The sequence below is a fragment of the Curtobacterium sp. MCLR17_007 genome (genome assembly GCF_003234655.2).
GTDB lineage: Bacteria > Actinomycetota > Actinomycetes > Actinomycetales > Microbacteriaceae > Curtobacterium.
On record NZ_CP126271.1, the window covers coordinates 2,399,614 to 2,424,814 of the forward strand.

General features: G+C 73.5%; 21 protein-coding genes. 10 read left to right on the forward strand and 11 right to left on the reverse strand.

Annotation, left to right across the window (positions count from 1 at the left end):
• The first annotated feature begins 113 nt into the window (after positions 1-113).
• From DEJ13_RS11370 to DEJ13_RS11390, 5 genes are read left to right on the forward strand one after another with little or no spacing between them, the layout of a single operon-like run.
• Complete coding sequence (locus DEJ13_RS11370) at positions 114-1,505, forward strand: glycerophosphoryl diester phosphodiesterase membrane domain-containing protein (protein ID WP_111106644.1); 1,392 nt, start codon at positions 114-116, stop codon at positions 1,503-1,505.
• Positions 1,502-2,143 carry a DUF4129 domain-containing protein gene (locus DEJ13_RS11375; protein WP_146245219.1) on the forward strand — a complete coding sequence of 214 codons (642 nt, stop codon included), beginning with the start codon at positions 1,502-1,504 and terminating at the stop codon, positions 2,141-2,143. Before DEJ13_RS11370 ends, DEJ13_RS11375 begins: the two co-directional genes overlap by 4 nt.
• Complete coding sequence (locus DEJ13_RS11380; protein ID WP_111106642.1) at positions 2,140-3,441, forward strand: DUF4350 domain-containing protein; 1,302 nt, start codon at positions 2,140-2,142, stop codon at positions 3,439-3,441. The genes DEJ13_RS11375 and DEJ13_RS11380 overlap by 4 nt, the downstream gene beginning before the upstream one ends.
• The gene (locus tag DEJ13_RS11385; protein ID WP_111106641.1) at positions 3,438-4,418 is read left to right on the forward strand and encodes an AAA family ATPase; all 981 of its coding nucleotides are present in this window, start codon (positions 3,438-3,440) and stop codon (positions 4,416-4,418) included. Before DEJ13_RS11380 ends, DEJ13_RS11385 begins: the two co-directional genes overlap by 4 nt.
• Positions 4,418-5,752, forward strand: a complete 1,335-nt coding sequence (locus tag DEJ13_RS11390) for a DUF58 domain-containing protein (protein ID WP_111106640.1) — start codon at positions 4,418-4,420, stop codon at positions 5,750-5,752. Before DEJ13_RS11385 ends, DEJ13_RS11390 begins: the two co-directional genes overlap by 1 nt.
• A 141-nt stretch (positions 5,753-5,893) precedes the next feature.
• Here the strand turns inward: DEJ13_RS11390 and DEJ13_RS11395 are convergent, their stop codons facing one another.
• Entirely contained in the window at positions 5,894-6,889 is a 996-nt protein-coding gene (locus DEJ13_RS11395; protein WP_111106639.1) for a stage II sporulation protein M, read from the reverse strand.
• Between the two features lie 47 nt (positions 6,890-6,936).
• Between DEJ13_RS11395 and DEJ13_RS11400 the strand changes: the two genes are divergently transcribed.
• Entirely contained in the window at positions 6,937-7,806 is an 870-nt protein-coding gene (locus tag DEJ13_RS11400) for an RDD family protein (protein ID WP_111106638.1), read from the forward strand.
• Between the two features lie 114 nt (positions 7,807-7,920).
• Here the strand turns inward: DEJ13_RS11400 and ahcY are convergent, their stop codons facing one another.
• A complete protein-coding gene (ahcY, locus tag DEJ13_RS11405; protein ID WP_111106637.1) occupies positions 7,921-9,396 on the reverse strand; it encodes an adenosylhomocysteinase in 1,476 nt (491 codons plus the stop codon).
• A 110-nt stretch (positions 9,397-9,506) separates the two neighbouring features.
• The gene (locus DEJ13_RS11410; protein ID WP_056126205.1) at positions 9,507-9,728 is read right to left on the reverse strand and encodes a DUF3499 family protein; all 222 of its coding nucleotides are present in this window, start codon (positions 9,726-9,728) and stop codon (positions 9,507-9,509) included.
• A 56-nt stretch (positions 9,729-9,784) separates the two neighbouring features.
• Here DEJ13_RS11410 and DEJ13_RS11415 point away from each other — a divergent pair, with 56 nt between their 5' ends.
• Positions 9,785-10,225: a metallopeptidase family protein gene (locus tag DEJ13_RS11415; protein ID WP_056126203.1), complete on the forward strand. Its 441-nt coding sequence runs from the start codon at positions 9,785-9,787 to the stop codon at positions 10,223-10,225.
• Positions 10,226-10,339: 114 nt separating this feature from the next.
• On the opposite strand, the gene DEJ13_RS11420 is transcribed toward DEJ13_RS11415, so the two are convergent.
• The 5 genes from DEJ13_RS11420 to manA all read right to left on the reverse strand — a co-directional run bounded on the left by DEJ13_RS11420 (position 10,340) and on the right by manA (position 17,590).
• Positions 10,340-11,752 carry a DUF5719 family protein gene (locus DEJ13_RS11420; RefSeq protein WP_111106636.1) on the reverse strand — a complete coding sequence of 471 codons (1,413 nt, stop codon included), beginning with the start codon at positions 11,750-11,752 and terminating at the stop codon, positions 10,340-10,342.
• Positions 11,749-14,601 (reverse strand): glycosyltransferase family 2 protein, encoded by a 2,853-nt coding sequence (locus DEJ13_RS11425; protein ID WP_146245218.1) that lies wholly within the window; start codon positions 14,599-14,601, stop codon positions 11,749-11,751. The genes DEJ13_RS11420 and DEJ13_RS11425 overlap by 4 nt, the downstream gene beginning before the upstream one ends.
• A 186-nt stretch (positions 14,602-14,787) precedes the next feature.
• On the reverse strand, positions 14,788-15,144 hold the full coding sequence (locus DEJ13_RS11430) for a WhiB family transcriptional regulator (RefSeq protein WP_082518291.1): 357 nt from the start codon (positions 15,142-15,144) through the stop codon (positions 14,788-14,790).
• Positions 15,145-15,311: 167 nt separating this feature from the next.
• Positions 15,312-16,274, reverse strand: a complete 963-nt coding sequence (gene galE / locus DEJ13_RS11435) for a UDP-glucose 4-epimerase GalE (protein WP_056126195.1) — start codon at positions 16,272-16,274, stop codon at positions 15,312-15,314.
• A 104-nt stretch (positions 16,275-16,378) separates the two neighbouring features.
• Positions 16,379-17,590, reverse strand: coding sequence for a mannose-6-phosphate isomerase, class I (manA, locus tag DEJ13_RS11440; RefSeq protein WP_056126193.1), 1,212 nt, complete (start codon positions 17,588-17,590; stop codon positions 16,379-16,381).
• Between the two features lie 44 nt (positions 17,591-17,634).
• Between manA and DEJ13_RS11445 the strand changes: the two genes are divergently transcribed.
• Positions 17,635-19,014, forward strand: a complete 1,380-nt coding sequence (locus DEJ13_RS11445) for an O-antigen ligase family protein (RefSeq protein ID WP_056126190.1) — start codon at positions 17,635-17,637, stop codon at positions 19,012-19,014.
• 15 nt (positions 19,015-19,029) lie between these two features.
• On the opposite strand, the gene DEJ13_RS11450 is transcribed toward DEJ13_RS11445, so the two are convergent.
• Entirely contained in the window at positions 19,030-20,370 is a 1,341-nt protein-coding gene (locus tag DEJ13_RS11450; protein ID WP_056126188.1) for a hypothetical protein, read from the reverse strand.
• A gap of 94 nt (positions 20,371-20,464) precedes the next feature.
• Here DEJ13_RS11450 and DEJ13_RS11455 point away from each other — a divergent pair, with 94 nt between their 5' ends.
• Positions 20,465-21,778 carry an O-antigen ligase family protein gene (locus tag DEJ13_RS11455; RefSeq protein WP_146245217.1) on the forward strand — a complete coding sequence of 438 codons (1,314 nt, stop codon included), beginning with the start codon at positions 20,465-20,467 and terminating at the stop codon, positions 21,776-21,778.
• A gap of 124 nt (positions 21,779-21,902) precedes the next feature.
• Complete coding sequence (locus DEJ13_RS11460) at positions 21,903-23,369, forward strand: glycosyltransferase family protein (protein WP_146245216.1); 1,467 nt, start codon at positions 21,903-21,905, stop codon at positions 23,367-23,369.
• Here the strand turns inward: DEJ13_RS11460 and DEJ13_RS11465 are convergent.
• The gene (locus DEJ13_RS11465; RefSeq protein WP_111106632.1) at positions 23,326-24,060 is read right to left on the reverse strand and encodes a polyprenol monophosphomannose synthase; all 735 of its coding nucleotides are present in this window, start codon (positions 24,058-24,060) and stop codon (positions 23,326-23,328) included. The genes DEJ13_RS11460 and DEJ13_RS11465 overlap by 44 nt on opposite strands.
• Positions 24,057-25,100, reverse strand: a complete 1,044-nt coding sequence (locus tag DEJ13_RS11470; protein ID WP_056126181.1) for a glycosyltransferase family 2 protein — start codon at positions 25,098-25,100, stop codon at positions 24,057-24,059. The genes DEJ13_RS11465 and DEJ13_RS11470 overlap by 4 nt, the downstream gene beginning before the upstream one ends.
• Positions 25,101-25,201 lie beyond the last annotated feature (101 nt).

Below are 25,201 nucleotides of genomic sequence, written 5' to 3' on the forward strand. Positions count from 1 at the left end.
ACCCGGCCGGGCACGTGTCCTTCACGATAGCCGAGTGCCCCACGGCGGCGGGTTTTCCGCCAGGATGGTCGTGTCCGCGCCGTGCCGCGCGGCCGATGTGAGGGGGCGGTTCCATGGCGGGCGACGAGTGGCGCGTACCCGGTGCGTCCGACGGGCCGGACGACCGACCGGGAGGCCCGGTGCAGCCCCCGACGCAGCCCGCATCCGCGGGACCCGCCGGGGCACCGCCGTGGCCGGGTCAGCAGGGACCGCAGGGACCGCACGGCCACCAGGGCTGGGCCGGCCAGCAGCCGCCGCCACCGCTCCCGCCCGGGCAGCGCCCGGTCATCCCGCTGCGACCGCTCGGACTCGGCGACGTCCTCGCGGGGGCGTTCATTGTCTTCCGTCGCAACGCCCGCGTGCTGGTCCTGTGGGCGGTGCTGCTCTCCGGCGTGCTCGGACTGGTGTCCACCCTGGTCACGACGTTCGGCCAGCGGACGCTGCAGTCCCGCATGCTCTCGGCCGTCGACGGCGGGTCCGACGCGGACAGCATCATCGCGGGCAGCGCGACGCTGTACCTCGTCCTCGCGGTCGCCGTGCCGTTCCTGGCGTACCTGGGCCGCGGCTTCCTGGTCGCGCCGGTCGCGGTCGACACCGGGCAGCGCGTGCTCGGACGCCGGGGCACCTTCCGCGGGCTGTGGTCCCTGCTGGCAGGACGCCGGTGGAGCGTCGTCTGGTGGATCCTGCTGCAGCTCGGCGCCGGGGTCGTCGTCGGCGGCCTGTTCGTCCTGGTCGGCTTCGGCCTGCTCGGTGCGGTGACGGCGAACGACGGCAACGGGGTCGTCGGTTTCGTGCTCGGCATCATCGGCATGGTCCTGGTGTTCGTCGTCCTGCTGGCGTTCCTGACGACGCGGTTCGCGTTCACGGTCCCGACCATCGCGCTCGAGGGCCGGGGCGTGTTCTCGGCCGCCGCCCAGTCGTGGCGGCTCACCCGCGGTGCGTTCTGGCGCACGTTCGGCATCCTGCTGCTCGTGCAGGTGGTGTTCGGCTTCGCGGCGAGCATCGCCGGTCTGCCGCTCTCCCTCGGCGCCACCCTGGTGTCCGGCGTCTTCGACCCGCTCGGCCAGACGGATTCCGGGTCGGGTGCGTCCGTCGGGGCGGTCGTCGCCCTGGTCGTCGGCAGCCTGCTCGTGATCGCCGTGCAGTGTGTCACTGACGTGCTGAGCGCGTCGGTGACGACGTTCCTGGCGATCGACCGCCGCATCCGCACCGAGGCCCTCGACCAGCGGATCGCCTCGCACCTCGAGACCGGGCAGCCGGGTGACCCGTTCGCCCCGGCCGATCCGGTCGCCCGGCCACCGTGGACCGCCCAGCAGCAGTGGCCGCAGCAGCAGCCGGGGCAACAGCCGTGGCCGCAGCAGCAGCAACAGCCGTGGCCGCCGCAGCACCCGGGGCAGCCGCCGGCCGGGCAGCAGCCGCCGCGGCCGCCGCAGTGGGGACCGCCCCGTCCCGGCGGCCACGGATGACGGGCGTCGACCCGGACCAGGCGCGACGGTTGCTCGAGCGCGAGCTCGCGAAGCAGGACTACAGCGGCGCGCACGTGACCTGGTGGGACCGCGCGTCGCGCTCGTTCCTCGACTGGCTCGGCACGATCGGTCCGGACGGCCTGGGTTCCGAGGGGTTCGGGCGCACCGTGCTCGTCATCGCGATCGTGGTCCTGGTCGCGGTGGTGGTGCTCGTCGTCGTCGCACGCGGGCTCCCCCGTCGGCGAGCCAGGCTCGCGGCCTCGGCCGACGGCGGGGTCTTCGACGCCGACGACCAGCGCACGGCCGCCACGCTCGCCGCCGCAGCCCGACGGGCCTTCGACGCGGGCGACCACGACCAGGCCGTGCTCGAGGGCTACCGCGCGATCGCCAGGGGCCTCGGTGAACGCGACCTGGTGCCGGACGTCCCCGGCGCCACCGCCCGCGCGATCGCCGACCGCGCCAGCACGCCCTTCCCCGGGCTCGCGGACCACCTGCACGTCGCCGCGGTGACCTTCGACGCGGTCCGCTACCTGGGCGCCCGTGCCGACGAGCCCGGCGCACGGCAGGTCCTCGAGACCGAACGGACGCTCCGCGGGACCCGTCCGGCCCGGGTGGGCGGACCGGCGGTGCCCGCATGAGCACCACGACCACGCCGCGCCGACACCGGGACGCCGACCCGACCGCGGACCCGACGGCTCCGGCCGGGTCACGGCGTGAGGGCCGCTGGACGCGGACCGGGCTCTGGGTCGCGATCGCGCTGATCGGCGTCCTGCTCGCGGCGCTGACCGCCGCGGTGGGCGGCGGGGACGGGCCGACCGACACGCCGCTCGACCCGACCTCCACGACGGCGAGCGGGTCCCGGGCGCTCGTCCGCGTCCTCGAGCAACAGGGCACCGCCGTCAGCATCGTGCACGACGTCGACCGCCTCGACACGGACGCCGGCACGGTCTTCGTCGACGACTCGGCCGGCGTCCTCGCCCCCGCGGTCGCCCGACGCATCGCGCGCTCGGCACCCGACGTGGTCCTGGTGACGACGAACCCGGGCGTGCTCGAGGCCTTCCGCACGCGGGCGACCCCGGCCACCACGGTCGAGTCCGCCGACACCGTGTCCACACGCGGCTGCGCCATCCCCGCGGCGAGCGCCGCCCGTCGCGTCTCGACCGCCGGGGTGAGCTACACCGTCCGTGAGTCCGACACCCTCCGCTGCGCCCCGACCGGCTCCGGCAGCGACCGGACCTGGGGGCTCGTGCAGACCTCGACCGCCGCGGGCGTCGTCACCCTCGTCGGCACCACGGGCGCCTTCCGGAACGACACCGTCACGACCGCGGGCAACGCCGCCCTGGCGCTCGGGCTGCTCGGCGGCGGCGACCGACTCGACTGGTACGTCCCAACGACGGGCAGCGCGGACGCCGCGCCGTCGCTCGGCGGCCTCGCGCCGCCGTGGGTGCCGAGCGCCCTCGCCCTGCTCGGGGCCGTCGCCGTGGCAGCCGCCGTGTGGCGTGGCCGACGGCTCGGCCCCCTCGTCGTCGAGCAGCTCCCCGTGGTGGTCCGCGCCGCCGAGACCACCGAGGGCCGCGCCCGCCTGTACGCCAGGACCCGCGACCGGACCCACACGCTGGACACCCTGCGGATCGCCGCGGTGCGTCGCACGGCACGCCTGCTCGGGCTGCCCCGGTCCGCGCACGTCGACGAGGTGGTGCGCCGCGCCGCCGCGGCCACCGGCCGCACGCCCGGTGCGGTGGGTGCCGTGCTCGTCGGTGGACCGACCGCCGACGACCGCGCACTCGTGGACGGAGCGGCCGCACTCGACGAACTCGAGCGCGCCGTGACGCGAGCCGTCGCCGGGGACGCACCACGGGCCTCCCCTCCGACCACCCCGGCACCCTCCGACCAGCCCCGCCAGCCGACCGACCCCCGACCAGGAGGACGACCATGACCGACCTGCCCACCACCGCGACGAGCCCCGACACGCTCCGCGACGCCTTCGGCCGGGTCCGCTCCGAGGTCGGCAAGGCCGTCGTCGGCCAGGAAGGAGCGGTGTCCGGCATGATCGTCGGGCTGCTCGCGCAGGGCCACGTCCTGCTCGAGGGCGTCCCCGGCGTCGCCAAGACCCTGATGGTCCGGAGCCTGGCGGCCGCGATGGCGCTCGACACCAAGCGCATCCAGTTCACACCGGACCTGATGCCCGGCGACGTCACCGGTTCGCTCGTGTACGACGCCTCGACGGGGACGTTCCCGTTCCGCGAGGGGCCCGTCTTCACCAACGTGCTGCTCGCCGACGAGGTGAACCGCACGCCGCCCAAGACCCAGTCGGCGCTGCTCGAGGCGATGGAGGAACGCCAGGTCAGCGTGGACGGCACCCCGAAGCCGCTGCCCGACCCGTTCTTCGTCGCGGCGACGATGAACCCCATCGAGTTCGAGGGCACCTACACGCTGCCCGAGGCCCAGCTCGACCGGTTCCTCATGAAGCTGACGCTCGAGATCCCGCCGCGCGACGTGGAGTGGCAGGTGCTCCGCCGGCACGCTGACGGCTTCGTGCCGCGTGACGTCCGCTCGGCCGGCATCACGCCCGTGGTCGGCGTCGACGAGGTGCGCGCCGGGCAGCGTGCGGTGCGTGCCGTCGGTGCACGCGACGACGTGCTCGCGTACGTGGTCGACCTGGCCCGGGCCACGCGTGCGGCACCGTCCGTCCGGGTCGGTGTCAGTCCGCGCGGTGCGACGGCACTGCTGGCGGCGGCCAAGGCGTGGGCGTGGTTGACCGGCTACGACGCCGTCACGCCCGACCACGTCCAGGCGATGCTGCTGCCCGTCTGGCGACACCGTCTGCGGGTGGCCGCGGACGCCGAGCTCGAGGGCGTCGGGGCCGACGGGGTCCTGCAGCAGGTGCTCGAGCAGGTCCGGGTGCCCATCTAGTGGCCATCTCGGGGCGGTTCGTCGCGCTGCTCGCCGTCGGGATCGTCCCCACGGTGCTGTTCGGCAGCGGATGGGGCGCGCTGGCGTGGGTCGGCCTCGTGCTCGTGGCGGGCGCGGTCGACGTCCTGCTGGCCGCCGACCTCGGCACCGTCCGCGTGGAGCGACGGATGCCCCGCCTGGCACGGCGCGACACGACGACGGACGGCACGCTCGTGCTCGCCAACGACGGGCAGCGGGCACTGCGCGCCGTGGTCCGCGACATGTGGGAGCCCTCCGCGGGCCACACGCCGCTCCGGATGCACCTGGACGTCCCCGCCGGTGAGCGACGGACCGCACGGATGCGCTTCGCCCCGTTCCGGCGTGGCCGTCGGCGCACCGCGGGTGTCGCCGTGCGGGCCTTCGGGCCACTCGGCCTGGCCGCCCGCCAACGTGTGCTCGACGCGCCCGCCGAACTGGTCGTCACGCCGCCGTTCCGGTCGCGGCGGCACCTGCCCTCGCGCCTGGCGCGGCTGCGCGAGCTCGACGGCGAGACCACGTTGCAGCTGCGCGGGCACGGTACCGAGTTCGACTCGCTCCGGGACTACGTGCGCGGGGACGACGTCCGGTCGATCGACTGGCGGGCGACGGCACGCCGCCAGGACCTCGTCGTGCGGACCTGGCGCCCGGAGCGGGACCGGCGGGTGGTGGTCGTGGTCGATGCCGGACGCGCCGGTGCCGGCCGGGTCGGGGACGAGCCCCGGCAGGACACCGCCATCGAGGCGGCGCTGCTCGTGGGTGCGCTCGCCGCCGCCGCCGGCGATCGGGTGGACCTGGTCGTGATGGACGACCGGGTGCGTGGCCGGGTGCACGGCGCCACCCGGGTGGACGTCGTCCAGCGGTTCGGCGAGACCCTTGCGCTCGCGGAGCCCGGGCTCGCCGCCACGGACTGGGCCGCGGTGCCGGCGATCGTCGACGCCGTCACGACACAGCGTTCGCTCGTCGTGCTCGCCACGAGCCTGGACTCCGTCGGTGCCTCCGGTGACCTGCTCGCGGTGCTGCCGGCACTCGCCCGGCGCCACGCGGTCGTGGTGACGGCCGTCGAGGACCCGGCCGTCGGCGCGATGGCGACCGGCGACACAGGTGCCGACCGCGGCGACCGCACCACGGGCCTCCCGTCGGCCGCCGGTCGCGACGTCCACCGGCGGGCTGCGGCGGCCCGCACCCTGCTCGACGCCGACGGCGCTGCGGACGTCGCTCGACGCATCGGCGTCGAGGTCGTGCGCGGCACTCCGGAACAGGTGCCGCCGTCGGTCGCCGACGCCTACCTGCGCGCCAAGGCGACCGGGAGGCTCTGACCGGCTCCGGTTCGCCGGCTGCGGCCGTGCGCGGCGGGACACCGCGGCGTCGCACCAAGCCGTCGCGCCCCGCTGCGCGCACCGCGCCCCGGTGCGCGGGGGCGCGATGTCACCCCGGGGGCGCGAACCACGGCGGACCGCTCAGCCGGCGACGATGGCCGAGGCGCCGCGGTCGAACTCCTCGACGTCCCCGCGCTCACCCGCCCGGACCGCACGACCGCCGATGACCCACTGGTAGTACAGGACCGCGGCCAGGGCGACGGTGCCGATGCCGATCTTGACCGGCCAGGGCCAGTCCTGCCGCGTGACGGTGCCCTCGACGATGCCGGAGAGCAGCAGCGTGAGCACCAGGCCGATCGCAACGGCGACGAGCGCCCGGCCGTCCTCGGCCAAGGCCTGTGCACGGGTGCGTGGGCCGGGGGCGATCCAGGACCAGCAGATCATCAGCCCGGCGCCCCCGGCGAGGAAGATCGAGTACAGCTCGAGCTGGCCGTGCGGGGCGATGTAGAGGAAGAAGTCGCCCAGGCGCCCCTGCGAGTGCATGATCGACGCCGAGACCCCGAGGTTGAGGGCGTTCTGCAGGATCGAGTACGGGACGAACAGCCCCGTGATGCCGAACGCGACCATGCTCGCGGCGATGTACGCGTTGTTCGTCCACACCTGTGCGGTGAACGCCCCCAGGCCGTGGTCGGAGTAGTAGTCGACGAAGTCCTGGGTGGCGTACTGCCGGAGCGCGGCGTCCGTGCCGAAGGTCGCGACCGCGCCGGGCGTCGTGCTGATCCAGACCGCGGAGACCGCGGCGACGACGACGGTCGCGACGGCCACCCAGATCGTCACCCAGCGGATGCGGTGCAGCGCCGCGGGCAGCTGCCGGCCGAAGAACGTCGTCAGCACGGTGAGCGGATCGGCCGGCGTGCCGGTGAACCGGAGCCGGGCTCGGTGCAGCGTCAGCGAGAGCCGGTCACCCGTGGCAGAACGCGGGACGGCGCCGCGGATGCGTGCCAGGTCGGTCGCGGCGGCCTGGTACCCCGCGACCAGCCGGTCGACGTCCTCGCCAGTGGCTGGTCGACGTGCCGCGAGGCGGTCGAGGTCCTGCCACCCGTCACGGTGGACCTCGGCGTAGGCGTCCAGGTCCATGCGGCTCCCCCTCGTGCGCGGTGCGGTCCTTCGGCCAGTATGGTCCCATGCCGAAGCGATCGACGCCCCGTGACCTGACGGATGCGCGGTTCGTCCGGACGCTCGACGACGCCGGTGACGAACTCGTCGTGGGCGAGGCCGTCGCGCTCGACGTGCTGCCCGCCGGCATCGTGCTCCGCCTGGCGGCCGCGCTGCTCGACGGGCTCTGCCTGGTCGCGCTGTACGTCATGCTGCTCATCGGGCTCGCGCGGGTCTGGCCCCGCGGACTCGACGACGCCTGGCAGGCCGCTGCGCAGATCGCGTCACTGGTCGTCGTGCTCGTCCTCGTGCCCGCCGCGGTCGAGACCGTCACGCGCGGCAAGAGCGTTGGCCGGTACGCCTTCGGCACGCGGGTCGTCCGGCTCGACGGCGGCGCGGTGTCGTTCCGGCACGCCTTCACCCGCGCCCTGGTCGCCCTGCTCGAGCTCTGGGGCACGTTCGGCTCGCTGGCGTTGCTCGTGGCGCTGTTCGGCTCGCGGCCGCGGCGGCTCGGGGACCTGCTCGCCGGCACGGTCGTGCAGCACGAACGGCTCCCCCGTACCCGCGACCCGGTCGTGCTCCTCCCGCCGACGCTGACGGGCTGGGCGTCCGTCGCCGACGTCCGGGTACTGCCCCAGCGGCTCGAGAACCGCCTCGGGGCGTTCTTCCGCGGGGCGGCGACGGTGCAGCCCGCACTGCGCGAGGCCACGGCGCGCGCCCTGGCGTCCGAGGTGGCCGCGTACGCCCACCCCGTGCCGCCGGTTCCGGCCGAGGACTTCCTGGCCGGGGTCGTCGCGCTCCGCCGGGGCCGCGACCGTCGGGCGTTCGAGGCCCGTGCGCGGGTGCTCGCCGACGCCGGCGCGGCGGCGACGGCGCGGCCGCCGGGCTTCCCGCGCTGACGGCCGCGGCGCGGCGTGCGTCGCACCCCTGAACAGACATCGCGCCCCGTGGAGACGGGGCGCGACGTCGGCGAACGGGCGCGAACTGCGGAAAGGGGCTCGACGGCCCCCGCCTCAGTAGCGGTAGTGGTCCGGCTTGAAGGGGCCTTCGACGGGAACGCCGATGTAGGCGGCCTGCTCCGGGCGCAGGGTCGTCAGCCGGACGCCGAGGGCGTCGAGGTGCAGGCGCGCGACCTTCTCGTCCAGGTGCTTCGGCAGCACGTAGACCCCGGTCGGGTACTCCGACCGCCGGGTGTACAGCTCGATCTGGGCGAGGACCTGGTTCGTGAACGAGTTGCTCATCACGAAGGACGGGTGCCCGGTGGCGTTGCCGAGGTTCATCAGCCGCCCCTCGCTGAGCACCAGGATCGAGCGACCGGTCGGCAGACGCCACTCGTGCACCTGCGGCTTGATCTCGACCTTCTCGGCGCCGGCGAGCGACTCCAGGCCCGCCATGTCGATCTCGTTGTCGAAGTGTCCGACGTTCGCAACGACCGCCAGGTGCTTGAGCGCGAGCATGTCGTCGACGCCCACCACACCGAGGTTGCCCGTGCACGTCACGACGATGTCGACCTGGTCCACGACGTCCGACAGGCGCGCGACCTGGTAGCCGTCCATCGCCGCCTGCAGCGCGCAGATCGGGTCGACCTCGCTGACGATGACGCGTGCGCCCTGGCCGCGCATCGCCTCGGCGGCGCCCTTGCCGACGTCGCCGTACCCGACGACGAACACGACCTTGCCGCCGATCAGCACGTCGGTCGCCCGGTTGAGGCCGTCGGGCAGCGAGTGCCGGATGCCGTACTTGTTGTCGAACTTCGACTTGGTGACCGAGTCGTTGACGTTGATCGCGGGGAACCTCAGGTCACCGGCGCGGAACAGCTCGTACAGGCGGTGCACCCCGGTGGTGGTCTCCTCGGTGACGCCCTGCACGTCCGCGGCGATGCGGGTCCACCGGTCGGGCGACTCGGCCAGCGAGGCGGCGATGGTGTCGAGGACGATCCGGTACTCGGTGCTCGCGTCGGCTCCGGCGTCCGGGACGCGCCCGGCTGCCTCGGCATCGGCTCCGGTGTGCACGAGCATCGTCGCGTCCCCACCGTCGTCGAGGATCAGATTCGGGCCGGTCCAGGACGCACCGGCCGCTGCCGCCTCGGCGCTCCAGTCGAAGACCCGGCTGGTGCACCACCAGTACTCCTCGAGCGTCTCGCCCTTCCATGCGAACACCGGCACCCCCGCGGGGGTGTCGACGGTGCCGTCCGGCCCGACGGCGACGGCGGCCGCGGCCTCGTCCTGCGTCGAGAAGATGTTGCAGCTGGCCCAGCGGACCTGGGCACCGAGCGCCGTGAGGGTCTCGATGAGCACCGCGGTCTGCACCGTCATGTGCAGCGAGCCCGCGATCCGGGCACCGGCGAGCGGCTGCGCCGGACCGAACTCCTCGCGGAGCGCCATGAGCCCCGGCATCTCGTTCTCGGCGAGACGGATCTGGTGGCGACCGGCCGCGGCGAGGCCGAGGTCGGCCACGCGGAAGGGTGCGGCCTGCGTCTGGGTGGTCATGGCGCCAGTCTGACACGCGGTCCGTGGGCACGGTCCGAGACTGCGCACGGTGACGGACGGGAGGCTCGGTGCGGGCCAGCACCGGGCCTCCTGTCCGGTCTCCGGTCCGGTCAGTCCGCGGTGCGCTCCTCGCGGAGCGGCGCGCGTCGGATGACGTGCCAGCCCTGCGGCACGCGCAGGCCGGCGGCGTGCCGGGCACAGAGGTCGTATCCGTGCGGTTCGATCCGGGTCGAGAGCGGGCCGACGACCACCATCGAGTCGCCGTAGTCGTACGTCAGGGTCGCCGAGGCGCTCGCGCCACAGGCGACCTTGCTGCAGATCCGTACGTCCATCCCGTGGACGACCCTACCGGCCCGCCCGACGGACACCCGCCGCGTACGATGTGGGGATGCGCCGCAAGCCCCGACTCGTCATCCCGGTCGACCGTGGCCGAGGACGCTCCCGTCACGGTCGTGGCTACCGTTCGAGCATCACCGGCCCGGAACTCGCGCCGGTGATCACGCGGGCCGAGGCGTTCGACCGCCTGGTCGGCGACACCGCGCACTACCTGCTGGGGCTGTGGCCCGACGAGCTGCAGGGTGTGGTCTTCCAGGTCGCGGACATGCCCACCGACACGGCCGTGCCGGAGTCGATGCCGCGCTGGCGGGTCGAACACGACGAACGCCGCGTGACCGTGTACCGGATCCCGGTCGAGCGCCTGGCACGCTCACCCGAGAAGGACGACACCGATCGCCGCGTGGTCGTCGAGACCGCGGTGTTCCGCGCGGTCGCCGAGCTCATCGACAAGGACCCCTGGGACCTGGCGCCCGACCGCTACCGGCACTGGTGAGCCGCTGCCCGTCCGGGGCCGACGTGCACCGGGGGGTGCGCCCGTCAGGGGTAGACGTGCACCGGGGGGTGCGCGCCCGTCAGGGGTGGACGCGCACCGGGCTGCGCGCGCCCGTCAGGGGTAGACGCGCACCGGGGTCGAGACCTCGCTGGCCGGACGCACCGGGAACCCCGCGACGCCGTCCCGGCCCGCGTAGCTGACGCCCGCCACCAGACCGCGGGCTCCCGTGATCTCGAGCTGCTTCGAGGCCGGCACCGACACGGTCGCGGTCGACTGCGACGGGACCTCGACGGTCTGCCGGTCGTCGCCCGAGCGGATGGTGACCTCGGAGTCGCGGGTCGTGGGGTTCACCAGGTCCATCCGGGCGGCGGCACCGGCTGCCACGGCGGTGATCGCGCGGGACCCGAGGGGCTCGGCCGAGGCGAACCACCCCAGGTCGGTGGCGCCGTCCTCGGTCGGGGTGGTGGTGCGGGCACCGGTGACGACGGGCTGGGTGGAGCTGACGGTGAACGAGTACCGGCCGTCCGGGAAGTCGTCGAGCGCCACGTCCGTGACGACCCCGGGCTCGGCCGTGGTGTTCACGGTCGTGCCGCCGCCGTCCGCCGTGGTGATCCCGAGCGTCACCCGGGCCGACTCCGTGCCCGGCACGAAGATGCGCACGACCGGAGCAGCGTCGGCGGTGTCGTCGCCACGCTGGGACTCCTGCGCGCCCCGGAGCGCGACCGCGGGGATGACCTGGTTGCGGGAGGGAGCCGCACCGCCGGACACGATGTCGAACCCGCCGGGGGTGAGCGTCCGGACGACGCTCTCCTGCATGTGGGCGACGATCTGCCCGCCGGACGAGGTGACGTGCACGACGGTGGAGCCCTGGTCGGACACGAACCCGGACAGCGGGACGACCTTCTGCGAGTTCGGCGCCACCACGATGCCCGTGGTCCCGGGGGCACTGACGAGCCCGGTCGCGTCGTGGATCTCCAGGTCGACGGTCGCGTTGACGTCGGTCGGGTTCGACAGGGTGATCAGGCTGGTGCGCCCGGTCTCGGTCGAACCGCCCACGAGCCACGTCGACTGCGAGGGGTCGTCGCACGACGCGGCCGCGATGCCGACCAGGTCGCCGTCGGACACGCTCTGGTAGCTCGACCCGGCGACCTGCGGGGTGCGGTCCCCGGCCGGTGCCGTGAGCAGCGTGGGGTCGCTGCTGCCGGTCGTCGAGGCCTGCAGGTCGGTGCGGTCGACCGTCTGCCCGGTGGTGGCCGTGGCGATCGTCGGACGGCCGACGGTGCTGGCGGTGGTCGCGTCGTTGCCCGCGTCGTCCGACAGGCGGAGGGCACTGCCCGCGCAGACGCGCTCGGCGTCGGCCGGCACGGGGGTCACGGTGCGTCCAGCCGGTCGTCCCGGGGTCTCGGACGTGCCGATCGTGTGCGCGGCCGCGATGGTCCCAGCGGCCACCACGACGGCGATCGCGGTGGCGGTCCCCCGGATGACCCAGCGCCGCGTGGTGGAGGTGCGCTGCGTGGTGGCGGTCATTCGTCGCGCTCCTCGTCGAAGGTGGTGGCGGGTTCGTCGGCCTCGATCACGTTCGAGGTGGCGCGGCGACGGCGGGGCGCGGTCGGGACGGCGAGCAGGGCGGCTGCGCCGAACACCACGCCGAGCACCACGAGGTACAGCGCGTGCGTGGCCTTGGTGGCGGCGGACCCGGTGCTCGTCCGGTCGACCCGGCCGTCGTAGAGGAAGAGCTGCCCGTTCGTGGTGTCGCCGATGCTCGTGAACCGCGCGTCCTGGCCGATCGCGCCGGCCGCCCGGTCGTGCACCTGCTGCGCGAGGGCGTCGTCGGACGCGTCGTCGAGCAGCACGAAGCTGATGCCGAGCTCACGGAGTGCGGGCTCGGGGTCGTAGCCGCTGCGGCTCGCCAGGTTGCCGGCCAGGGTCGCCAGCCGGGCGCCGGACCGGCTCAGCGAGAGCGCCGTCGCGTCGAGCGTGTTCTGGTCGTCGAGGGTCGAGCCCTGCCCGCGCTCGAGCGAGACCGCGAGGGACCCGTCCGACTGCGGGTCGACCACGAGGGTGCCGACGTCCGGGTTCGCCTGCGCCTCGGCGTTGACGTAGGCGCTGAGGACCCGGCCGGTCGTCGGCTGGATGGCGGTGTTGCCGAGGTAGAACGCCGCGAAGGCCGGAGCCACCGCGACGCCGGCGAACACCGTCGCGACGAGACCGACGACGGGTGCCTGGCGCGGCAGGGTGTCGACGCCGATGCAGGCGGCCACGACGATCGCGAGCCAGTACACGCTGAGGCCGCTGCCCGGCCACACGATCGTGGTGGTGGACCCGACCCCGGTGACGGCGACGTGGGTGGCGGCGAAGGCGGTCGCGAACCCCAGCAGACCGGCGAGCAGGGCCGTGCCCGCGACCGACCAGCGGTGCCCGAGCATCGCCCCGAGGGCGCTCGCGGCGATCGGCAGCGCCAGGACGGCCAGGGCGACGGGGAGCGCCGCGGCGACCAGGTCGAGCGGGGAGCTCGCCGACAGCCAGCCGTTCCAGTCGGGCAGGGGCTGCCCGATCGCGAGCTGCAGTGCCGAGGGTGCCCGGGTGGCCGAGGGCACGCCCGGGTCGGCGAAGACGCCGAGCAGGTTGCCGCGTGCGACCTGCGTCAGGACGAGCGGGACGAACAGCACCGCTGCCGGCACCGGGATGAAGACCCGGCGGTGCGCGTGCCGCCACCCGGCAGCCAGTGCGACGAGCCACCCGATCAGCAGGACGGGCAGCAGCGACGGCGCACTCGCGGCGACCGCGGCGAACAGCAGGGCGGCGCCCGATGCCGAGGCCCACGACCGGTGCGCCTCGAGCACGGTGAGGAACAGCCAGGGCAGCAGCACGTGCGCGATGACGGCACCGAGGTGCCCCGTCGTCACGGCACCGACCAGGGCGGGGGCGATCGTGTACAGCGCGGCGCCGATCACGGGCACCCACGTACGGGTGGTCAGCTTCCGCACCACGAACCACGCGCCGAGTGCGGACACCGGGAACGCCAGCAGCATGACCACGACGACGGCGGTGGACGGCGACCAGAACACGATCGAGCCGAGCACGGCGAGCACCGCGGCGAACGGGTCGCTCGGGCCGGTGGACCCGGTGCCGAGCGAGTGGAAGCCGTAGCCCACGTTCTGCCACAGCTGCGACACCGTGGTCGACATCGGCAGCAGTCCGCCGCCGGTCAGAGCGGGCGAGCCGAGCAGCGGGAACAGCGTGACGACGCTCAGCAGCGCCGCCGCGAGCACGACCCAGATGCCCCCGTCGCCGAGGAAGGACGCCCGCGCGACCGGGGCGTCCTCGACCCGTGCGAGCTCCACGTCACGCGAGGTGGTGCGACGCTCGTGCACACGGCGCCAGCTGATGCGCAGGGGCTCGACCGCGGCCCACCCGAGTCGCTTCGAGCGCGCCAGCGCCCTGCGGGAACGGGCGACACCGCCGCCGAAGGCCACGGCGACCGCCGCGGCGAGCTCACCGGACACGGCTGCGGGGTGCTTCGCGACGAGGTGTCCGACCGCGCGGCCGATCGCGAAGGGCACGAGGGTGAGCCAGTGGATCCAGAGGACCCCAGCGGGCGCGTAGGTCATGCGCCGGTGCAGCTGGGCCTGCCGGTGCAGGCGCACGCGGCGGGCCTCGGACACGCGCTTGCGGCCGAACTCCTCGATCGGGCCGGTGGTGCTCGCGCGCGCGTCCGGCACGACGGCGACGCGGTGCCCGGCCAGACGGACCCGGACACAGAAGTCGAGCGCGGCGTCGACGTCGGGCAGTGCGGAGTCGAACCCGCCGAGCGTCTTCCACACGGAGCGGCGGACCAGCATGCCGCCGGCGGCGACCGCCATGACGTCGGTGTTGCGGTCGTGCTGCCCCTGGTCGAGCTCGTCCTGCACGAGGACCACGGAGCGACCCATCCGGGTCATGCTCTCGCCGAACGCCCGGATGCGGGACGGGTCCTCGACCGCGGTGAGCTTCGGACCGGCCACGGCGACGGACGGGGCGATCTCGACCGCGGCGAGCATCTCGGCCAGCGCGGTCGGGGCCGGGGCGTTGTCGTGCCCGATGAGCCAGAGCCACTCGTCGACGGCTTCGTCGGGCTCGGGGTGCGGTGCAGCCTGTTCCCCGACGGCGACCGCGTCCCCGAACGAGCGGCCCGCGGGGATCCGGGTGAGCTGCGCGGAGCCGCCGAACTCGAGCTGGGCGGTGGAGCCGTCGGTCGACCCGACGTCGACGACGACCAGGTTCTCGGGGTGCCGGGTCTGGTTCGCGAGGGCGGCCAGGGTCCGGTCGAGGTGGTCTGCCCCGTTCGCGACGACCAGGACGGCAGTGACACGGGGCTGAGCGGAACTGGGCTGCATGACGGGCGTCACTCTACGGTTCTGGAGGACCGGTGCCGGACCGTCGGGACGGCGCGCCGTGAACCTGTGGAGACGATCACCGCACGGTGTGCGACGGGCGAGCCGGGCCTCCACGGCTGGTCCCCGGCGCCGTGGTCGCAGGCGCCCATGGCGCACGCCCGGACGGCGCCGGCGCGCCGTGACCGCTCAGGCGCGCTTGCGCAGCTTGCGACGCTCGCGCTCGGACAGGCCGCCCCAGATGCCGAAGCGCTCGTCGTTCTCGAGCGCGTACTCCAGGCACTGCGACCGGACCTCGCACGAGGTGCAGATCTTCTTGGCCTCGCGCGTCGAGCCGCCCTTCTCGGGGAAGAATGCCTCGGGGTCGGTCTGCGCGCAGAGCGAGTCGACCTGCCAGGCCAGTGCATCGTCCTGGTCCGTCTCGGGACGCCGGACTCCGGGGACGCCGAGCGCCACGGGGTCGACGTGCCAGTCTTCCGGAACTCCGGCGTGGAAGTCGGAACCGCTCACCCTGATCACCCCTTGGTTTCCTCGCTCGCAACCCATCGCCCCGAACCCTGTCGGGCGATGTCGTTGCCTGTAATTACAGCGGTGTGATTCCCAAAGGTCAAGTCGCGGATCATAGAAGGCTCTGACCGTTCCGGCGTGTCATGTCCCCCGTACGGGCGTGTCGCGGCAGTTCTGTCGGCAGTCCGGGGGACGTCCCGTGTCCCTCAGCCGACGCGGCGGCGGGCCTCCCAGGCGCTGGTGACCATCTGGTCGAGGGTGTGGCGCATCGCCCACTCGAGGTCGCGAGCGGCCGCTTCGCCGGTGGCGACGATGCGCGCCGGGTCTCCCGCGCGCCGCGGGGCCACGTCGGGCTCGAAGTCGATGCCGGTGCCGCGGGCCATCGCGTCCATGATCTGCCGGACGCTCACCCCGTCACCGCTGCCGAGGTTGTAGGCGCGCTCGAGGGGCTCACCCGACTGGAGCTTCCGCGCCGCGACGGCGTGCGAGTGCGCGAGGTCGGCCACGTGCACGTAGTCGCGCACGCAGGTGCCGTCCGGCGTCGGGTAGTCCGTCCCGTTGATCCGCGGCGTGCGGCCGGCCAGCAGCGCGTCGAACACGAGCGGGAACAGGTTGTGCGGGCTGGCGTCGTACAGGTCCGGCTCCCCCGAGCCGACGACGTTGAAGTAGCGCAGCGACGTCGTGGTGAAGCCGCGGGCGACCTCCATGTCGCGGAGCAGCCACTCGCCGATCAGCTTCGACTCGCCGTAGGGCGACTCCGGGAGCTTGGGCGTGGACTCGACGACGTTCTCGACGTCCGGCGTGCCGTACACGGCGGCGCTCGACGAGAAGACCACCTTGTCGACGTCGACGTCCGCCATCGCCCGCAGCAGCGTCGCCATCCCGGTGACGTTCTGCTCGTAGGTGTGCAGCGGCCGCTCGACCGACACCCCGGCGTACTTGAACCCCGCGACGTGCACCACCCCGGTCACGCCGTGGTCGCGCATCGTCCTGGCCAGCAGCTCGCCGTCCAGGATCGTGCCCTCGACGAACGGCACGTCCGTGGGCACGAAGCCCCGGAAGCCGCTCGAGAGGTCGTCGAACGCGACCGTGTCGATGCCGGCGGCGCCCAGGGCGCGGACGACGTGGGACCCGATGTACCCGGCACCGCCGGTGACCAGCCAACTCATGCTGGTCACGCTAGCGGACCCGTGCGACGCGTCCGGTGCGACCGCGCGGCCGGTGCGGGACGCGTGCGTGGAGCCGCAGCGTCCGACCGGGCCGACGGGATGGGTCAGGTCGTCGGCGTGCCCGTCGCGATGAAGACCGTCGACGTCAGCCCGGTCGCGGAGTCGGCCTCGACCGTGACGTCGCCCTCGTCCGGCGTGACGAAGCAGGACTCACCCTGCCGCAGCAGTGTGGCCGACGTCGCGCCGACCAGCGTCACCACGCCCTCGGTGCAGACGGCGATCGAGGGACCGGAGAGCGGGGCGACGCCGCCCGTGCTCAGGCCGACCGGCCCGCCGTCGCCCGTGACCCGGACGAGTGCGAAGCCCACCCCCTCGGGGGCGAAGCGGTCGACACCGACCGCGAGCTGCTCCGGCTCGAGGAGCGGCGCCGGGTACGCCGTGAAGTCGAGCACGCGCAGGAGCTCCGGTACGTCGACGTGCTTCGGCGTGAGGCCACCGCGCAGCACGTTGTCCGACGGAGCCATCAGCTCGATGCCGAGGCCGTCGAGGTAGGCGTGGATGTTGCCGGCCGGCAGGTACATCGCCTGGCCGCGGGTCAGGGTGACGCGGTGCATCAGCAGCGAGACCACGATGCCGGGGTCGCCGGGGTACGACTCGGCGAGTGACGCCACGGTGGCGGTGTTCGGGCTCGGGTCCTGCACGTCCTGGGCCAGGTGGCTGGCGGCGTCGATGACCGCCTGTGCGGACGGGTCGGCGGTCTCGAGCCAGCGGACCGTGTCCTCGAGGCCCTGCTGCAGGTGTGCCACGAGGGGGCCGAGCCGCCCGCTGCCGGCGTCCAGCACTTCGACGTCGGCCAGTGTCTCGCCGACCGGACGGAAGCCGCTGAGTGCCTCGAACCGCTCGCTCAGCGCCACGACCAGCTCGGGCTTCGGGAACGGGTCCTTGTAGTTGCGCGCGGGGTCGTCGACCGGGACGCCGGCTGCCTCTTCGCGATCGAAGCCCTCGCGCGCCTGCTCCGGCGTGGGGTGCGCCTGCAGCGAGAGCGGTGCCGCAGCCGCCAGGACCTTGAGCAGGAACGGCAGGCCCGTGCGGTCGTCGCCGAGCGCGGTGTGCGGCTCCGCGGCGATCCAGTCGAGGACGGTGTCGGCGCCCCCGACCATCGCCGGGTTGACGACGACGCTCGGGCTGCCGGGGTGGGCTCCGAGCCAGAGTTCGGCCTGCGGAGCGCCGGTGACGGTCCGCCCGAGCAGCTCCGGGATGGCCGTGACGGATCCCCAGGCGTAGTCGCGCGGGGTGTTGGTGATGCCGAGGAACATGAGCCGAGCGTATCGGCCGCTCGCACGGCGTTAGCCTGGTCCCCGTGACGAACACCTGGCCCCTGGCCCGCGGAGCCGTGTCCGAGCGCGAGGCCTTCGCCTTCGCTGCCGCCGTCCTGTTCATCGTGTTCGCCGGCGACGCGCTCCCGAACACCCTGACGTGGTACGGCGCGGCCGTCGTGTGGGCCCTCGCCGGAGCCTGGGGCGTCGTGCTGGCGGTACGGGCGAAGCCGACGATCCAGCGGACGCCACGAGCGCTGTGGATCTTCCTCGGGTGGTGCCTGGTGACGACGCTGTGGTCGCACTGGTGGGCGGCCACGCTCGCGAGCATGGTGGCACAGGTCCTCTGTGCCCTGGTGGCGTTCGTCATCGCGTCGACACTGACCTGGCGGCGGATCCTCGACGCCCTCAGCGTCGCCATGCGCTGGGTGCTCCTGCTGTCGCTCCTGTTCGAGGCCGTCGTGGCGGTCGTCGTCCGACACCCGATCGCACCGATCTGGACCCACTACGGCGACCGGCACATCCCCGACGCCTTCTACTTCTCACGAGCGGAGCTCTTCACCGGCGGGCGCATCCAGGGCCTGCCGGGCAACGCGAACCTGCTGGCGATGGTCGCGCTGCTCGCCGCGATCGCCGTCGCCCTCCAGCTCGCCGAGGGCCGCATCCGCCGTGCCCGGGCGATCGGCTGGCTCGTCGTCGCAGCGGTGGTGTTCGTGCTCGCACGCTCCTCGACGATCGTCGTGGCGGCCGTCGTCGTCGCGGTGGTGGCGCTGGTGGCCCTGTGGATCCGGCGGACCCCCACCGAGCGCCGGACCCCGCGCTACCTCGCCGTCGCCGGTGTCGCCGTCGTCGTGGTCGCCGTCGGGGTGACGGCACGCGGCGCGCTGCTCGGGCTGCTCGGCAAGAGCTCGGACCTGACCGGACGCGGCGAGATCTGGTCGCAGGTGCAGGGCCTCATCGACCAGCACCCGGTCGTGGGGTGGGGCTGGATCGGCTACTGGTGGCCCTCGATCCCGACGCTCGCCGACCTGGCGCACCGCAAGGGCGTCACGTACCTGCAGGCGCACGACGCGTACCTCGACGTGTGGATGCAGACCGGCATCATCGGGCTGGTGCTCTTCGCGATCTACGTCGTCACGACGCTGTCCCGCTCGTGGGCCTCGGCGACGCGGATCGGCTACGACGCCGCACTCCGCCCCCGGACCTTCGACGCGGTGTCGCTGCTGCCCCTGCTGGTCGTCGTGGCGCTCCTCGCGCAGTCGGTGGCCGAGTCGCGGTTGCTCTACCAGGGCAACTGGATCCTCTTCGCCCTCATCGCGATCAAGTCCCGGATCGTGCTGGTCGGCGAGGAGCCGGTGTCGATCGGTGACGGCCCGCGCACGCCGCCCGCGAAGCGCGAGTTCCGCTGGGCCGGCACGCGCTGACCCCGTCCGAGCGGCTCACCGTCCGCCGAGCACCAGCGTGCAGGGCAGCGTCGTCCCCCATGGTGCCGTCTTCGCGTGCACCACACCCGACGGGTCGGCCCGGCACGCGTCCGTCTGCGACGCGACCTGCGGACGCCATGCCGGTCCCCCGCTGCGTTGCGTGTCGCCCGGCGCGACGTTCGTGACCGCCGCCGCGACCACCACCGCGATCGCCAGCCACCCGACCGACGCCCCGCCGATCGCGAGCCACGTCGAGCCGGCGTCGACCGACCGGCTCCGTCGGTCGATCAGCACCGATGCGGCCAGGACGACGCCCTCGGTCAGCAGCACGGCGGAGGCCGCCGCGTAGCGCGTCGGTGGCGCCGCGGTGAAGGCGGTGACCGCCTGCTCGCCCCACTGCCCGTTCGCGCTGGCGTTGAGGACGAGTGCGGCGGTCCACACCACGACGGAACCGATGCCGAGCGCCAGCACCTGCACCCGCGCGCGCCACGGACCGACGACGACCGCGACGACCAGCAGCACGGCCACGAGGACTGCGGGGAGGACCACGACGACGGCGCCGTGGTGCTCGACCGCCGCGGCGACCGACCCCACCCGCCGGGTCCACGCCCCGGCGAGCGGCTGGAGCAGGTACCCGTGGACGACGTCCCGGATGCTCGGGTCCCCGGGTCGCGAGGCACGCTCGGTGGTGAGCGCGGTCGTCACCTGCGCGGCACCGGCGAGCACCGTGGCCACGGTGACCGGCAGCGCGCGGAGTCGGTCCCGGAGGCCCGGGCGCCACCAGGCGACGACGAGCAGGGGCGCGAACAGCAGCGTCTGCGGTTCGGTGAGGACGGCGCCGAGGGCGAGCACCGCGACGAGCGCGGACCCCCACCACGTGCGGACCCGCGCGGCGAAGAGCCACGGAACCAGCACGAGCATGAACCAGTGCAGGTTCGCGGCGTTCCCGCTGATCTCGAAGGGCACGACGGGCACCACCACGGGCACGGCCGCGAGCACCACGCGGAGCGGCCACGCGGGCACCAGGTCGCGCGCGAGCACGAACACCGCGGCCGAGACGACCCCGACGACGACGCAGCACGCCCCGGCGACGGTGACCGCGTACTCCTCGATCGGACGCGCGAACCCGAGGTCGACGACCAGTCGCGGCAGCAGGTGCAGGTACCCGGCGTACGGACGGAGCAGCGAGTCGACGGGCCCGTCCGCCAGCCGGTCGCGGAAGAAGGGCCCGCCGTCCTCGGCCCAGACCGTCGCCCGGGTGACCGGGCCGAGGCGGTACCAGGCGCCGGCGGTGGCGACGACGAGCACGACCAGCGCGGCGACCGCCGTGGGCAGGGTCCTCGGCGCGCGATCCATCGCCGGCAGACGCTACCGGAGATATCGCGCCGTGCGATATCGACGCACCGCGATGACGGCGGCGACACGCAGAGGGGTGCGAGAGGATGGTCCGGTGACGGACAGCAGGGTGACCAGGCGCGCGCTCGCACGCCGGTACCTGTCCGCGTGGATCGGGTTCTCTGCGGGCGGCCGGTTCAGCCAGGCACTCGCCACGGTGATGCTGCTGTTCGCGTTCGGGCAGCCCACGGTCCACGCCCTGGTCGGGACCGCCGGCACGTGGGCGGTCCTCGTCACCCTGGTGGTCCTGGCCGGGCTCAGTCTGCTCGGGCAGCGCTACCGCATCGAGTGGCACGGTGTGCTGCCCCTGTCGCTCCTGGCCTTCGTCGGGTACTGCGCGCTCAGCGTCCTGTGGAGCGAGTACTCCTGGGTCGCGCTCCGCGGATTCGTGGCGACCGTCTGCTTCATCGGCCTCGGGCTCTACCTGGCGCTCGGCCGCGACCTCGTGCAGGTGATCCGGGCCTCCGGCGACGCGTTCCGCATCCTGCTCGTCGTCGCACTCGGGCTCGAGGTCCTGTCCGGGCTCGTCATCGACCTGCCGATCCCCGCCCTCGGCATCCGCGGGGACATCGCGGTCGGCGGCCCGATCCAGGGCATCGGCGGAACCCGCAACTTCATGGGCTTCGTCGCGGCCGTCGCACTCGTCACCTTCGTGGTCGAGTTCCTCACCCGCTCGGTGACGATGTGGCGCGCCGTCGCCTCGACCGCGCTGGCCGTCATCGCGCTCATGCTCGTCCAGTCCCCGATCACCGGCCTGGCGATGATCGCCCTGGCCGTCACCGCGCTCGCGCTGTGGTCGCTCCGGCACGCGCAGCCGCGCACGCGACCGGTCGTCAACGCCGTGCTGGGCGCGTTCGTGATCGCGATGGGGATCGTCGGTGTGCTGGCCCGCCACCGGATCCTCGCCGAGATCGGTGCGGCCGGCGGCAGCGCCATCCGGCTCGACCTGTGGGCGCAGATCCGGCTGCTCAGCGACCAGTACCCGATCCAGGGCTGGGGGTGGGTCGGCACCTGGCCGCACGAGGCAGTGGTCCCGTTCTCGACGTTCGTCGACCCGTCCGGCATCCGCTTCACCTCGGGGCTCAACGCCTTCGTCGACGCGTGGCTGCAGATCGGGCTGGCCGGCATGCTCATCCTGCTCGCCACCGCGCTGCTCGCCTTCGCGCGCGCCTGGGTCACCGCCACGACCTTCCCCGGCGTCGCGTACGTCTGGCCGGCAGCGATCCTCGTCCTGCTCGGCGTGACGAGCACCGCGGAGAGCTACCTGCTGCACGGCGCCGGCCTGATGCTCTTCGCCACCGTGATCGTCGTCGCGGCCCGCCGCCGCTCCTGGCGGCGGCACCTGCCGCGCACCGAGCACCTGACCTGACCCGGCCGGGTGAGCCGGGCCGCGATCGCGACCGGAGCCGGACTGGAGGCGCGCTGCCGGGCCGACCCGGGCCTCCAGTCCGTCGCGTCGCGGGTCGCACCCCGTGAGCGGCTACCGTGATCGGGTGCACCCCCGCCCGCTCGAACGTCTCGCCATGTGCGTGGTCGCCGCCGTCGCCACGGTCCTCAACGTGCTGCTGAAGCTGCCCTGCACCCTGCCGACACCCGAGGGCGTCGTGCGGGGCGCGTTCGTCTCGCGGTACGGCTGCTGGTCCGACGTCGCCGCGCTCTGGGGCTCGCGCGACCTGGCCGGACACGTCTTCCCCTACGTCACCGGGTCCGAGCTCGGCAACGGCACGGTCGAGTACCCGACGCTCACCGGCGTGTGGGTCTGGCTGACGGCACTGCCCGTCGGGTCCGCCCACGGGTTCCTGCTCGTCACCGGCGTGGTCGCGGTCGTGCTCGCCGTCACCGTCACGCTCCTGCTCGTCCGGGTCGCCGGCCGTCGCGCGTGGCTCTGGGCCGCGACGCCCCCGTTGGCGCTGTACGCCGTCTACAACTGGGACCTGCTCGCCGTCGTGTGCAGCGTCGTCGGGCTCGTCGTCGTGGTCCGGCCGCCGTCCTCGTGGTCGACCACCACCCGGTACGCCGTCGCCGGGGCCGCGTTCGGGCTCGGCGGGGCGTTCAAGCTGTACCCGCTGATGTTCCTGGCCCCGCTGGTCATCGCGGCGCTGCTCGACCGGGACGCCGAGCTGGGGACCCGTGTCCGTCGCACCGCCGCCGCACTCGGGTCCGGGGTCGGGGTCGTCCTGGCCGCGAACCTGCCCTTCGTGCTCGTCAACCTGCCGGGGTGGCTGTCCGTCTTCACGTTCCAGGCCTCGCGGCCGATCGGCGCCTCGACGATGTCCGTCTGGTACTACGGGCTGCTGCCGTGGTCGACCGACCTGGACGGGCCGATCCAGCAGACGATGGGCGCCATGTCGACGGTCGCGACGGCACTCGGGATCGTGGCCGTGCTCGTCGTCACGGTCGTGCTCGCGCTCCGCCGGGGCACCACACCGTGGGTGCAGTCCGCCGCGGCGCTCCTGGCCGTCTACATGGTCTGCAACAAGGTCGCGTCACCGCAGTACGTCTTGTGGCTGCTGCCGTTCCTGGTCGTGCTGCGGGTCGGCGGCTGGTGGATCGCGGCGTACCTGGTCGCGGACGTCTGCGCGGTGGTCGGGTTCTTCCGCAACACCTATTACCAGGCGATCGGTGTCGGGACGGACACGTGGGCCTACCAGGCGATGACCGCGGGGATCTGGGGCCGTGCCGCCCTGCTCGTCGCCCTGGTCGTCGTGTTCCTGCGGACGCCGGTGGTGACCCGGCCGGTCCGGGGTCTGTCGGAGCGGACCGGCACTGATCGGCCCGGGACGTCGGGACCGGCGCCGGCCGAACCGACGGACGCCGACCGGGTCGCCAGCGGCGAACACGTCGCCGCCGGCGAGCGGGTCGCCAGCACCGACCGGGTCGCCAGCACCGACCGGGCCCTCAGCACCGACCAGGTCGTCAGCGGCGACGGGCGAAGCGGCGCTGCAGACCCCACTGCGTGACGCGCAGCATCGCCTCGAGGACGATCGCCTGGCTCATCTTCGACACCCCGTGCAGCCGGTCGCGGAACCGGATCGGCACCTCGACGATGCGGCCACCCAGGTCGTGCACGCGCAACGTCATGTCGACCTGGAAGCAGTAGCCCTTCGAGTCGACCGCGTCGAGCGCCTTGCCCGCGATGACCGCGGCGCGGTAGACCCGGAAGCCGGCGGTGATGTCCCGCACGTCGATGCGGAGCATCCAGCGCGCGTAGGCGTTCCCACCACGGCTGAGCGCCTCGCGGTACCAGGGCCAGTCGACGACCGACCCGCCGGGCACCCAGCGCGAACCGATCGCGAGCTGCACGTCGGGCTGCGACCGCACCGCGTCGATGAGCGCCGGCAGCCGGTCGGCGGGGTGCGACCCGTCGGCGTCCATCTCGATGAGCAGCTCGTACCCGCGCTCCAGGCCCCACCGGAAACCGGTGACGTACGCGGTGCCGAGGCCGAGCTTGCCCGAGCGCCGCAGCAGGTGGACGCGGTCGTCCGTTGCCGCGATGCGCTCCACGACGTCACCGGTGCCGTCCGGGCTGGCGTCGTCGACGACGAGCACGTGCGCGTCCGGGACAGCGCCGAGGACGAGTCCGAGGATGTCCGCGACGTTCTCGGCCTCGTCGTACGTCGGGACGATGACCAGGGCGGCGGCACCCGTCATCGGGTCGTGCCGTCGCTCGGGCGCTCCCGCCCGAGCGTCTGGCGCGCGACCTCGGAGGGTGTCTCGCCCTCCGGGGCGGAGTGCTCGGTCAGCAGCCGACGGACCGTGCCGCCGGCAGCCGAGTACGTCAGGTAGTTCAGGCGACTGGTCTCGCGACGCAGACGGGTGATGCCCTCGAGGATGAAGCCCAGGGTCCAGGTCAGGAACGCGATCACCATGAGCGACGCGGCCAGGAACGCCGTCGGGAACCGCGGCACGAGCCCCGTGCGGCTGAACTCGATGAACAGCGGGATGGCCAGGACGACGGCGACGACCGCGAACACCGCGCCGATGACCCCGTGGAACAGCACGGGGCGCTCGAAGCGGATCAGGTGCGCGATGAGCGACAGGATCTTGAACCCGTCGCTGTAGGTGTTCAGCTTCGACTCGGTGCCCTCGGCGCGGTCCTTGAAGCCCACCGGCACCTCGGTGTGCGGCACGCGCAGGTTCATCACGTGCACCGTGAGCTCGGTCTCGGTCTCGAACTCGCGCGACAGCGCGGGGAACGACTTCACGAAGCGGCGGGACATCACGCGGTACCCGCTGAGCATGTCGGAGACCGGCGTGCCGAACAGCTTGCCGACCACGCGGTTGAACATCCGGTTGCCGGCCTCGTGGCCCGGGCGGTACGCGGTGGCGTTCGGGTCGTCCTGCCGGACACCGAGGATGTGGTCGTACGGCCCTTCGAGCAGGGTCTTGATCATCTCGGGGGCAGCAGCGGTGTCGTAGGTGTCGTCGCCGTCGATCATCAGGTAGACGTCGGCGTCGATGTCGCCGAACGCCCGGCGGATGACGTTGCCCTTGCCCTTGGTGTGCTCGTACCGGACCTCGGCACCGGCGCGACGGGCGACCTCGTCCGTGCCGTCGGTGCTGTTGTTGTCGTACACGTACACGTGGATGCCCGGCACGGCGGCCTTGAGGTCGGTCACGACCTTGTGGATCGCCGGTGCCTCGTTGTGGCAGGGAACGATCGCGGCGATGACGAGGTCGTCGGGAGTCACGGGATAGGGTCCTTCAGTGGTCGCGGATCCGTCGAGCGGCGGGGTCTGCGGTCACGAAACCCCTGCGAGAGATTAACAGTTCCCCGGTTGCGCGGTGCCCG